The sequence below is a fragment of the Methylotenera sp. E1MeOHC1 genome (assembly GCF_058745595.1).
Genome location: NZ_CP196025.1, coordinates 1,116,302 through 1,128,584, shown reverse-complemented (window position 1 = coordinate 1,128,584; position 12,283 = coordinate 1,116,302). Strand labels below are relative to the sequence as shown.

General features: G+C 43.4%; 13 protein-coding genes. All 13 read right to left on the bottom strand.

All coding sequences use genetic code 11. The features are described from left to right. Positions 1–5: 5 nt before the first annotated feature. Positions 6–1,244 (bottom strand): FAD-dependent 5-carboxymethylaminomethyl-2-thiouridine(34) oxidoreductase MnmC1, encoded by a 1,239-nt coding sequence (gene mnmC1, locus ACSSU7_RS05160; protein ID WP_492517643.1) that lies wholly within the window; start codon positions 1,242–1,244, stop codon positions 6–8. Then, positions 1,237–1,977, bottom strand: a complete 741-nt coding sequence (gene mnmC2 / locus ACSSU7_RS05155) for a tRNA (5-methylaminomethyl-2-thiouridine)(34)-methyltransferase MnmC2 (protein WP_492517642.1) — start codon at positions 1,975–1,977, stop codon at positions 1,237–1,239. Before mnmC2 ends, mnmC1 begins: the two co-directional genes overlap by 8 nt. Positions 1,978–2,087: 110 nt before the next feature. Next, positions 2,088–3,380 carry a class I SAM-dependent methyltransferase gene (locus ACSSU7_RS05150; RefSeq protein WP_492517641.1) on the bottom strand — a complete coding sequence of 431 codons (1,293 nt, stop codon included), beginning with the start codon at positions 3,378–3,380 and terminating at the stop codon, positions 2,088–2,090. Between the two features lie 16 nt (positions 3,381–3,396). Beyond that, positions 3,397–4,191, bottom strand: a complete 795-nt coding sequence (locus ACSSU7_RS05145; RefSeq protein WP_492517640.1) for a DUF1365 domain-containing protein — start codon at positions 4,189–4,191, stop codon at positions 3,397–3,399. After that, entirely contained in the window at positions 4,178–5,431 is a 1,254-nt protein-coding gene (locus tag ACSSU7_RS05140; RefSeq protein ID WP_492517639.1) for an NAD(P)/FAD-dependent oxidoreductase, read from the bottom strand. Before ACSSU7_RS05140 ends, ACSSU7_RS05145 begins: the two co-directional genes overlap by 14 nt. Positions 5,432–5,530: 99 nt before the next feature. Beyond that, the gene (locus tag ACSSU7_RS05135; RefSeq protein WP_492517638.1) at positions 5,531–6,487 is read right to left on the bottom strand and encodes an acyl-CoA desaturase; all 957 of its coding nucleotides are present in this window, start codon (positions 6,485–6,487) and stop codon (positions 5,531–5,533) included. 62 nt (positions 6,488–6,549) lie between these two features. After that, entirely contained in the window at positions 6,550–7,056 is a 507-nt protein-coding gene (locus ACSSU7_RS05130; protein WP_492517637.1) for a lipocalin family protein, read from the bottom strand. 38 nt (positions 7,057–7,094) lie between these two features. Continuing rightward, positions 7,095–7,742 carry a DUF6134 family protein gene (locus ACSSU7_RS05125; protein ID WP_492517636.1) on the bottom strand — a complete coding sequence of 216 codons (648 nt, stop codon included), beginning with the start codon at positions 7,740–7,742 and terminating at the stop codon, positions 7,095–7,097. Between the two features lie 25 nt (positions 7,743–7,767). After that, positions 7,768–8,541 carry a DUF1295 domain-containing protein gene (locus ACSSU7_RS05120; protein ID WP_492517635.1) on the bottom strand — a complete coding sequence of 258 codons (774 nt, stop codon included), beginning with the start codon at positions 8,539–8,541 and terminating at the stop codon, positions 7,768–7,770. 1 nt (position 8,542) lies between these two features. Next, positions 8,543–9,055 carry a DUF2878 domain-containing protein gene (locus ACSSU7_RS05115; protein ID WP_492517634.1) on the bottom strand — a complete coding sequence of 171 codons (513 nt, stop codon included), beginning with the start codon at positions 9,053–9,055 and terminating at the stop codon, positions 8,543–8,545. A gap of 18 nt (positions 9,056–9,073) precedes the next feature. Next, positions 9,074–10,147: an SAM-dependent methyltransferase gene (locus ACSSU7_RS05110; RefSeq protein WP_492517633.1), complete on the bottom strand. Its 1,074-nt coding sequence runs from the start codon at positions 10,145–10,147 to the stop codon at positions 9,074–9,076. A 205-nt stretch (positions 10,148–10,352) separates the two neighbouring features. Beyond that, the gene (gene clsB / locus ACSSU7_RS05105) at positions 10,353–11,507 is read right to left on the bottom strand and encodes a cardiolipin synthase ClsB (protein ID WP_492517632.1); all 1,155 of its coding nucleotides are present in this window, start codon (positions 11,505–11,507) and stop codon (positions 10,353–10,355) included. Between the two features lie 6 nt (positions 11,508–11,513). Then, the gene (locus ACSSU7_RS05100; RefSeq protein ID WP_492517631.1) at positions 11,514–12,269 is read right to left on the bottom strand and encodes an endonuclease/exonuclease/phosphatase family protein; all 756 of its coding nucleotides are present in this window, start codon (positions 12,267–12,269) and stop codon (positions 11,514–11,516) included. Positions 12,270–12,283: the final 14 nt, after the last annotated feature.

Here is a 12,283-nt window from a genome sequence, read left to right as displayed (position 1 = left end):
TCATTTTAACCTGAAATTTTATGGGCAGAGGCTATCGTTTTTGCTAATTGTTTTAAACCCATTTCACGTAATAAGAAGCGATTGGGGTTAAGCAGGCACGCTAGTTCAGGGCTCAAGGGTAGCTGTTCATGATGAATCATGGTTGCTAATATCTCTGCACATAGTGGTGCACTGGTAAAGCCTTTGCTGCCATGGGCGGCGTTGATATATAAGCCGGATATCCACGGCAGTGTGGTTGACGGTGCACTGGGTCTTATCGGTTTTGCTTTTAGTGCAGCGTTATTAATAAGCTCACCCACCAAAGGCCAGTAATCACTAGTGGTACAGCGGTAAGATACACGTCCGCCTATGATATTGGATTGTAATTCTTGGTGTAACGCTGCGGAGATGTTGCTGAGCTTATTGAGATTGGCAGCATGGTCTTGCAGTGTAGGGGTTAAATCCATTGCGGCTGTAGATGGTGTATCTATGTTAGCAAATGAAGCACCTAAACAATGTGCTTGTTGTGAACCAGCAGACGGGCTCAGGTAGCCATCGCTGCAGAGTATGGTTTTAACGTTACGGCTGTTCGCTGTTGAGTCCAGTACGCTGACTTGACCACGCACGGCCTTGGTTTGCAGTGGCAGGTTAGGCAATAGCTGCTGCGCATCGTTAGCGTTGGCAATAATCAGTACCTGTGCCGTTGCAAGTAATTGCTCATGATTGTAAATCTCAAAGCCCTGAGTTTCTTTGCTGAATCTAGTTACTTGCTGCGTTTTCAGCACGCTAATATTGGGGTGCTGTGTTAAATGCTGACATAGGTGCTGCGGGTGCACCCAACCTGCTGTTGGGAAGTACAAGGCATCATGGTCAATCGTGATGCCGGCAATCGTGCTTGCCTCATGCTGGGCTACATAGCTGACTATACCGGCAGGGTGATTCTGCGCCGCAACCTTTTGAATGCGGGCGAGCTCTCTCGCATTAAAGCCCAGTTGCAGCATGCCACAGGCAGAGTAATCAGCCGCGGTGAGTTGCAGCGATTGATAGAACTCCAAACTAAATACATAGCTAGCTAGTGCAAATTGGCTGCTTAAATCATCGCCGCTCAAACGTGGGTACAACATCGCGAGCGGATTGCCCGATGCCTCATTGGCAATTTCTGCGTTGCGTTCTATCAGTGTGACTTTAACACCGCGTTTTGCCAATGCGTAAGCACTAGTGCAGCCAGCAATACCTGCTCCGATGACAATTGCCGTGTTAACCATTGTCAAAGCCTATAAATTCTCCACACAGCATTTCACGTTTTTTACCAAAACCGGGACGCTTGCTGACTTTGAAGCCTGCTGTGATTAAACCCCGTCTCACATCACCTGCGCTCGTAAATGTGGCAAAGGTGGTTGATATTTGGGCATGTTTTGCCATCTCGCAAAATAATCTGGCATGCCACATTTCTGGATTTTTGGCGGGGGAAAATCCATCTAAGAACCATGCATCTGCCATGTTGGTGATGCGTGCTAATTGTTCTGTTGCATCCCCAATATGTACAGATAGTTGAACTCTATCGTCATAAAGACTAATCGTTTGCTCATTAATTAAAGCGTGGTATTGATGCAATAGCGGGGTGCTTAATGCAGTGAGTTGAGGCCACAATGCTAATGCAGCTGTGATGTCATTTAATGTCAGCGGATATTTTTCTACACTAACAAAATGCAATGCCGCATGTTTTGGTGCATGTTCTAGCCATAGTTTAGCCGCACATAAGAAATTTAGCCCTGTACCAAATCCGGTTTCAATAATGGTGAAGTCTGATAAGTCAGGGTGTTGCCAACGTGCAGGTAAATCATTGCCTTGCAAAAATACATATTCGGTTTCTAATAAACCATTGTCAGTGGAGAAGTAAACATCTTGAAACTCTGCGCAGTAGGGTAAGCCATCTCGCCATGCCAACTTTCTGGCGTTTGTTTCATCTGGCAATATTGTGTTGTTGCGCTCTAACATGGTTTCATTATCAAATAAGATCGAGGCTGGTAAAGTTCTAGGCTAAACCGAGACGATTTTAAACGATAACACCGTGTGTCAGCTCATCAATAGCTTAAATCTTATTGAATTCAGTATAAAGACGCATTGCCAGTTCTGAGTGCGCCTCTCCTATTGTTTGGTTTTGCTAACAGTAAGTGAACATCACCTAGCGCTCGCTCTATAAAGCCACCTTCACAATAGCATAGGTAGAACTCCCACATTTTTATAAACTCATCCGAGTAGCCCAATGCGCGCACTTGTTGGAGGTGATGAAAAAAGTTTTCACGCCACATCCTCAGGGTAGTTGCGTAGTGAATACCAATATCTTCGAGATCAATCAATCGCATATCGCTCATCCGCGTAATGCTATTGAGCATTGCGGTATTGGAAGGAATACAAGATCCAGGAAAAATGTAGCGTTGAATGAAGTCCACCGAAGATTTGGCAGACTCATAACGCTGGTCTGTAATCGTGATTGCCTGAATCAATGCCAGCCCATCAGGCTTGAGTAATGTGCCTAGTTTTGCAAAATAAGTATCATAAAACTGGTGACCTACTGCTTCTACCATTTCAATTGAGACCAATTTGTCAAACTGACCATCTAAATGACGATAATCCTCAAGCAATAATGTGACTTTATCGCTAAGGCCAGCGGTTTCTACAAGCTGTTTTGCTAACGCATATTGCTGCTTGGATATAGTGGTGGTGGTTACGTGACAACCATAATGTTTAGCCGCATACATTGCAAAACCACCCCAGCCGGTGCCAATTTCCACTACTTTATCTGTTGGTTTTAAATCGAGTTTCTCGCATATTACTTTTAGCTTTAGCTCTGAAGCTTCTTGCAGCGTTTTTGTTTCAGAACTAAATATTGCGCTGGAGTACATCAGCGTTGGATCCAAAAAGAGCTGGAACAGCGGGTTGCCCAAGTCGTAATGGGCGGCAATATTTTTACGGCTTCCCTCAGTGGTGTTGCTATTTAGCCAATGTAATACTTTCAGAATGGGTTTGGTGAGCCATTGATAGCCACCCTCTAATGCGTCCATCACTGATTGGTTGATACACATCATCCTGATTAATGCAGTGAGGTGATCTGTAGTCCAATAACCTAGCATATAAGCTTCGCCAGCGCCAATACTGCCGCCAAATGCAATTTCCCCATAAAAGCGGCTGTCATGAATATGAATCACTGCATTCAGCTCAGATGATGGCTGACCAAAGACGTGCTTGTCATCGCCGTCAATTAAGGTTAACTGCCCAGTATGCAGATGGTTTAGTCGTGCCAGAATTTTATGTTTTGCCAAATCCTCAACCCATTTGGCACGATTCTTTTTGCGTAGGTTACGAGTTAATTGCTCTTGTCCTGCAGTTGGTGTCATCATAATGGCGGTATGTCAATTAGGGCTTGGTTGTAGAGGTAGGGTGTGAGTGAAACGGTACTTTTTTAAACCAGAGTTTTAAGGCATTCCAGTAAATCGCGAGCATGACTTTAAACGTCATAAAGGGGTATTTCAGCAACGCTGCATAAAGCGAGGCGTTGTTAATTTCACTGCGCTTCAGTGCAAGTGTTGCATTAAAGATTTCACGGCTATTTTGCATATTTTTCATGTGGGTATGCAGTTTCTGTTCGCCCAATTGAAATGCCCATTCATAGTCAATATTCATTGGCATAAACGGGGATACATGAAATTGTTTGCTAAAGCTAAAAACAGCATTGGCATCATGATTAGTAGAGCTGATAGATACGTTTTTGGAAAAATCATGCACGTAAGCAAAGGTTTCGTTCCAAGGGGTGTTGGTAATGTGGCTGACCATTGTCTGTAAAGTGTTGCCATCTTCTTCAAAGCAGTAATAAAAGGTTACTGGGTTAAAGCAATAACCAAAGTAACGCATATTGGTGAGCATGCAGATCGGGCCGCGTGGTTTTTGACCCGTAGACCGCTCAATCAATTGGCTAATTTCATCTTTTAGCGCTTTTTTGCAATCGCCAAAATAGTCGGCACGTTTAAACCATGCAATATTTCTAGATGCATAAGACCAAAAAAGGTTGGAGTGAAACAGCGTAGGCAATTCATCCAGATTTAAATACATCATGAATACTTGATAGCTAAACTGGTGCGGCTGCGGCTCTATTCGCTGGTGAGATACCCAGCCCTGATATATCGCGCTACTAGATAATTTATTTTGATGCATTTAAGTACTGCTCAAAATGTTTAAGTGCTGCTAAAGCACTTACTACGCCGTCTTCATGAAAACCGTTACGCCAGTAGGCACCAGCGTAGGCCGTGCGATTAACGCCACTGATTTCGTGGTGCCTTGCTTGGGCGGCAGCACCTGCTAAAGTGTATAGAGGGTGCATATAGCTAAGACGCTTAATTACTTTGTCAGGATTAATGTCGTGCGTATGGTTAAGTGTCACCAATAACGGTTCTGTTGATTGCAGGTTTTGCAAGATGTTCATGTTGTAGGTCACGGCAACCTTGTTAGCAGACGGTGTAGTGACATGGTAGTTCCATGCAGCCCAAGCTAACTTTTTCTTTGGTAAGAGCTTGCTGTCATGGTGTAAGAAAATGGTGTTTTCTTGATACGGAATTGCACCAAGAACTTCAGCCTCAGCCTCTGTCTTGTCTTTTAATAAATGAAGCGCTTGGTCACTGTGACATGCGAAAAATACAAAATCAAACTTTTCCTCATCGCCATTCACTGGTTTGATGCGTACAGACGTCTTAAGACGACGGACACTTTCAATTGGGGTGTTTAATCTCACCTTATGTTTGAATGGTGCCGTGAGCGCCTTTACATAGCTGGCCGAGCCACCTTTAATCGTGCGCCATTCTGGTCTGTTATTGACGGATAACATACCGTGATGGTGAAAAAATCTTACAAAGAATCTGGCAGGAAATGCAAGCATCTGCTCGGCATCGGTTGACCAAATCGCAGCGCCCATTGGCACGATGTAATGGTCTATAAATTGTTGGCTGTAGTTGCCTTGCCTTAAGTAATCTCCAAGTTTTATTTCATTACCATCTTCAAGTAGCGCTAGTGATGCTTGATTAAAACGCAAAATGTCTCGAATCATGCGATGGAATGAAGGCTTAAATAGATTAAGTCTTTGTGCAAATAGGCTATTTAGGCTAGTGCCGTTGTACTCTAAACCTGTTTTTTCGCATCGCACACTAAAGCTCATGCTACTAGGTTGCCATGCCACTTTGAGCTCGTTCAATAGCTTGATAAAGTTTGGATAAGTGCGGTCATTAAATACAATAAAACCGGTGTCTACATTAAATGTTTTACCCTCATGTTGTATTTGGTGTGTGTGGGTGTGGCCGCCAATATGGCTTTCAGCCTCAAATACGGTGATGTCGTGTGTTGCATGCAGATGATGCGCTATGGTATTACCCGCAATCCCACTTCCAATAATCGCAATTTTCAAACTGAACTCTTTCAAATGTATTAAAACAAAAAATACCCTGTTTACTACGTTGACATATCACCCAGTCACTATATGCATCATCTGACTCATCGCATTTATCTAGCTTAGGTTTAGTTTGCTGGATTCAGGTTTGATTTTACGGGACTCTCTAATTGATACTGGTACTGTACGTAAATCCCAAATGAGGCCACACATTGCCAGCAACTTTAACCCGTAATAAGTTAAATCGACTTCCCACCAGTAAAAACCTTGTTTGGCAGAGCCGGGATAATGGTGATGGTTGTTATGCCAGCCTTCGCCTAGTGTTGCTAAAGCGATCCAAAAGTTATTTCGGCTTTGATCGGTGGTGGCATAGCGACGCTGACCCCACACATGGGCGAGTGAATTAACCGTAAACGTTGCGTGATAAAGCACTACTGTGGAAATGGCAAACCCCCAAACAAGTAACTGCATTCCGTTAGTATTGAGCGCTGGGTAATGGTCACCGAGCCAATCGCCTAGCACATAAATGCTGATGGCTAACAGTATGGGAACGATGGCATCAAAACGATCTAAAAAACGGAGCTCTGCAAATTTAGAGAGCTCCTTAATATTCTCGGTATGCCCGGTAAAGTGTTTGGATGATAGAAACCATCCAAAGTGGCTCCATAAAAAACCATGCTGAACAGGGGAGTGTGCGTCTTCGGTTTCATCAGAATATAAATGATGGTGACGGTGATGAGATGCCCACCAGATTGGGCCGCGTTGCACTGCTGTGGCACCAATTAAGGCTAATATAAATTGAAAAGCGCGACTGGTACGAAATGCTCTGTGTGAAAAGTAGCGATGATAAAACGCGGTAATCGCGAACATTCTTATCAAATAAAGTGCAATAGCAAATGCCAATGCAAACCAGCTAAACCCTACGAAAATTACAGCAAAGCAGGCGAGATGTATCAAGGTAAACGGCACCACGCGTAGCCAATCGATGCTATGCCATTGATTTTCTGAAATAACAGCACTGGCATTAAGGTTGACGGCATGATTATCAAACCATGAAAGCAATTTATTAAACATAATGTTTATTCAGTTCTCGTAAACTTTTTTGATGATAGTTTGCTGTGAATGTTTAAATGCGCTTATTGATGATGAGGTACTTCACGCAGCTTACTCGTGTCATAACCTAAACTCTTAACCAGTGTCGTCAGCTTTTTGTAGTCATCCTCACTTATTTTGGGAGACCTGGCCATAATCCATACGTAATCTCTGGCATTGCGGGCAATCACGGTTTGTGTGTAATTTTCGTCAAGGTAAGCAATAAGGTACTCCGCCTTAATTGGCCATATAAACTGCATAGCCCATGTTGCATTACCAGAGTTTTTTACAACAAAACCATGAGGTTCATATCTTTTTTTAGGGCCGTTCAAACTACCTTTATTAAAGGTAAATGTGGTGGCGATAGTGCCATCATCTTTGAGGCTATAGTTTTCAATCGCATTGTAAGACTCAGTTTCAATGGCAGTTGGAATAGCAGCAATCACATACCAATCACCCATGAACTTAGATAAATCTACATGCGGTACAGTCTGAATGTTCGCCACTTGTTTGCTGGCGCATGCAGGTATTAGCGTTGCTAGTAAAGTCATCAAGATAAGCCTTTTAGTGATATTCATCATGTGGTTAATCATTTTAATTTGTAATAAATACGATAGCCCTCAGGGGTGGTGGACTTTAACCCAACCCACTCTTGCTTGTCTGCTGAGTACCATAGCTCAATGTTTAGTTTTTGTTTCCCCTGCAAACTGGCGTCAAGCTTGTAGTGAAGCGTCTCTATCGCCTTACCTTTTACCTCTAGCATGACTTTGCCTAACTGCTTGATTGAGGCGTCTAAAAATTCAGCGTTTTGCGGATTCAGCAATTTGGATTGCTCCAATATTTTTTGGTTCCAATAGGCAAACGTCATGGTACAAGCCGGAAGATTTTGTACTTCACTGCCGTTTCTCACCTCAAAATGGTCTGCCTGACGCTGACCTTTCACAATGGTTTTTGTCTTGTTTTCTAATGTTTCTGAGGCTAAGCTTTTAAGGCAGTTCTTATCCCAACTTTCTGTTGCTTGGTGGTCGTATTGATAAGCGTTGATAAACAGTAACTTGACATTAAACGTAGCTCGGCTAATTAGCGTGTCGTTTTCATTCAAGGTGAATGTATGTTCGCCGATTTTAGTTTTATCCAAGTACACATCAAACGCCCACTCTTTTGTATAGGCATTACCTGATGCTAATCCTAGCAACAGTGTAAACAGCATATGGCCGAACAGGCTGGGCAGTTTCATAGGGATATGTGCTCAGTGTTTAATATTAACGTTTAGGTTTGCCGGGTATAAACGCGTTAGTGGTTTTAATATAGTGCAAATACTCTGGGCGACGCTCGGCAATATCTTTTTCTAACAGCGCAACGCCGCTTACTTTGAGTAGTAATAATGTCATTAATATGACTGAAGGCAATGACCACCAAGCGCCACCTGCCAGTGCTATTAAGAAAAATCCCCACCATACACAGCACTCACCAAAGTAGTTAGGGTGGCGCGAATAACGCCAAACTCCGGTATTTAGAACTTTATGTCGATTAGCGTTAACGCGTTTAAATTTGGTCAGTTGCCAGTCTGCTATTGATTCCCAAGTTATGCCAAACACGGTCAACAATATACCGACAATATCGATGATGTTTAAAGAGTCGGTAGCGTTGATGCTACCTAATATTGGCAATGAAATTATCCAGGCTAATACGGCTTGTAAAGCAAATACGATGTATAGGCTAGTCCATTTAAAGTGTGGTGCATTGTTTTGGCGTATGGCTTCATAGCGATGGTCTTCATGCGGACCCCAGTTGCGATATGTTAAGTAAATAGATAAACGTAAAGCCCAGATTGTTAATAAGGATAGCGCGATTAGGCCTCTTGCATGGATAGCGCTAAACGAATCAACATACGCGAAACTTGCCAGTAAGAAAAATAAGCTCCACATACTATCTACGTGTGTAACGTTTTGCCTGAACACACTCAGTATCCAGCCCACTAGAGCAAATGCCAGCATCACGTAAAGTCCGTTTAGGTAAAGGTCTAAAACTGGCATGTCACACACTCTCTACGCTACTTATATGACGAGCAATCAACAGTAATAACGGCGTAATGATTGCCCAGCCTAGGGCGAGCGCAATATAGGAAAACTGGCTTGCTACGGTAACCGCACCCAGTTTCTCGGCAGCCAGGTAAGCTAATGGGCCACCTATCATGCCAAAAATAAAGCTTATCCAATAACGTTTATGCATCCACGCCAAGCTCATATTGAGCGTGGTGGCAAACGCTAACCATAACGCTAGAATCCATACAGGTACAATAGATATGCTCCAGCCATGATGCTGATAATCAATCAAATTCAATGACAGCAGTGATTGATCTAACAAAGCACCAATCATCATTGTGCTCACTAGGATTTTCAATTCACGATGTGCTTGATTTGTTTGATATAGGTGCCAAGCCAATACCATGATGGTGACGATTACGCCTAACCATGGCTGTGAGTTAGCCGCACCCATCACACAGGCAAACCATGAAACCTGAAACAGAACAAAATTGAGCAGTAGCATAGCTTATTTATTGGGGTATCAAGATTGGCGTTTAAACAGGTAATGTGAGACCCACCACTCTTGGCCATTTTTATACCCAAACAACTCAGCACAAGCCATGAAAAAAATACGCCAACGGTTACGCCATTGTTCTATCTGTTCTAAACCGTAGGTTTTACCCAAAATAGCAGTCATTTCTTCATGATGCTTATCCATGTTGTGCAGCCAGGCATTGGCGGTTTTTTCATAATGTGTGCCATCCCAACGCCAGCGATTCACTAATTTAAGGTCTGATTGAAAGTTGAGTGGCAGGTCGTCACTAGGCATCATGCCGCCAGAGAAGAAGAATTGGCTCATCCAGTCGTCATCGTTTTGAACTTCAAATAAGTAGGGGGTGCTTCTATGTACAAAAATATGCATAAAGAACTTACCGCCGGGGATGAGCCAGTCATGAATTTTCTTGTATAGCAGTTTATGGTTACGCATATGCTCAAACATCTCTACTGAAACCACGCGGTCAAAACTACCTGCAGGATGAAACTGTTCATTAACGTAATCTGATGGGTCAAAACGATTCATATCACAAGTAATGACACGAATATTGTTTAGTCCTCTTTCTTTCGCACGTGCGGTAATATATTCGCGCTGAGAGTTTGAGTTGGAGACTGCGGTCACTTTACTGTCAGGATATCGTGCTGCCATCCACAACGTGAGCGAACCCCAACCACAGCCTAGCTCCAGTATAGCTTGCCCATTTATTAAGTCTGCATGCGTGCAAGTTAAATCTAAAGCATTAGCCTCTGCTTCATCCAGATTTTTTGTTTCAGGTAGCCAAAAACAGCTGCTGTATTTTTTGTGTGTGCCTAGGCATAGCGAGAAAAACTCCGATGGCACTTCATAGTGCTGAGCATTAGCAAGTTCTGGCACGAGTGCAGCGGGGGCTGCATTCATAGCCTCGATAAACTTAGTTTGTAACTCTGTAGACTTCTCACAGTCACTAGCCTTAATTTCAGCTAAGCGTTGTCTTGAAAGGTGTCTAATGCCATATCGGATTAAATAATCTGGAAACTTGCCATTTTCCGCAAGATTAATCGCTAGGTTAGTAAGCTGCATAGATGTCTTTCTTTGTTTTATTTTTGCAAAAAACTACATGTTATTAAATTCGCTGTATGGCGTTGTTAACAAAGTGAATACGCTGTTGTTTTACAAACACTAGAGCAGGTTTGTCCTAAGTGGTGGGTTTAAGTTCAATGCAACTTAAGCGCTTAGATAAGGCGGTAGAAGGGTGGGGCGTAAATGCGTGACTTGAGGGCTTACTTTAGTGCTTGTCTGCGTAGCCAATAATGCCTAAAAAGACTCGTACTAGGCCATATGCAATCCAGGAAAGAAAGCGTTTTGCGCCATGGCCTTTCGCCCAGTCATTCGCTTCAATCTGGTAAGCCCCATTATTGATAGCAGCGGTAATATCTTGGTGTAGGGTGGCGGCAAAATGTTTGTTTTTTACAAATATATTAGCTTCACGTGCTAAAAATAAGCTAAATGGGTCAATATTGGATGAGCCGACTGTGGCCCACTCATGATCAATGACGGCTACCTTGCTATGCATAAAGCTCTTACGGTACTCGTATATTTCAATGCCATTTTTTAAGAAAACATTATAAAAAGCATGGGTTGCAAACATTAAAAAGTACTCTTTACGCCCCTGCAACAAGAGTTTGACTTTAACCCCCCGTACAGCCGCACTGATTAACGCTTTACGAAATCTTCTGCCGGGAATGAAGTAGGCATTGGCGATAATGATTTCATGTTTAGCACGATGAATCGCCTTTAGATAGGCAGCTTCAATATCTCGTCTGTGCAATATGTTGTCACGTGTGATAAAGGCCGCCTTAATGCTCCCCTTGGTGTAGCGCGCGGGGTGCTGCAAGCTGATTTTGGATAGAGGTTTACTGTGAAAGTGCAGCCATGCCAGATGTTGCCATAGTTTCTTCACGCTATTGGCGATGACTGGCAGTAATGCCCCTTGCACACGTACCGCGTAATCAACTCTAGGCGCAATCTGATGCGGCACATTGTTATCATCAATGATATTAATGCCGCCAACAAAAGCGGTTACATCGTCTATGAGCACCACTTTTTGATGTAGCCTGCGTAGCCGATTCTTTTTGAATGTCCACGGTGATATCTTCTGCCGATAAATCATGACATGAATACCAGCTGCTCTGAGATACTCAATGTAGACTTCTGGTAAGGTCTTGGAGCCAAAACCATCAATCAGTAAATACACGGAAACCCCGCGATTCACTGCTCGAATCATTGCCTCGCCAATTAGAGTACCAACTTTATCTGCTTCGTAGATATAGCTTTGCAAATACACTTCATGCCGTGCATGATCAATTGCATGTTCTAGCGCAGGAAAGTATTCAGCGCCACTGCGTAACAGCTGGATATGATTTCCGCTGATGAAGTGCATAGTGCCTCAATGCCCTTTGGTGAGTGTGGCAGATAACATGGCATGATCGGATAGTTTTAAAAAGCGCGCACCTGAGTGTACCTCTACATGCTGGATTTTAAATCCGCGTGTGTAAATGCGGTCCAACCTTAGAATTGGCAGCCATGAAGGAAAACTACGCGCAGGCTTACCTGTATGATGGGCAAACACTTCTTGTAAACCAACTTGGTGTGAGAAATGCCTGCCAGACCGCATGCCCCAGTCGTTAAAGTCACCAGCGACAATGAGTGGTGAGTTGGCTGGAATATGACGTTGAATATAGTCTTGAATTAATAGCAGCTGCTGTTTGCGCCAACGTGCAAACAGCCCCAGATGTACACAGATGGTATGTAGTGGCGTATCCCAGTTGGGGATGTTAATTTCGGTATGCAGCATACCGCGCTCTTCGCTACTATGCGCAGAAATATCAATGTTAGTTGTTTTGATAATGGGGAATTTAGACAGCAAGGCGTTGCCGTGGTGGCCGGCAGGATAGACCGCATTCTTGCCGTAGGCGTAATCTTTCCATATGGTATCGGCTAAAAACTCCATTTGCCCTGCCATTGGCCAAGCGTCAAAGCGCTTGCTGTGTTCGTGATGAACGTCGCGCACCTCTTGTAGAAACACTACATCAGCATGCAGTTTTCTAAGCAGATCACGCTGCTGGTGTAGCGATAAGTGAGTGTTAAAGTGCGTTAACCCTTTATGGATATTAAAAGTGGCAATACGGAGTGTGTTGTGCACGTTAATTTCACTTG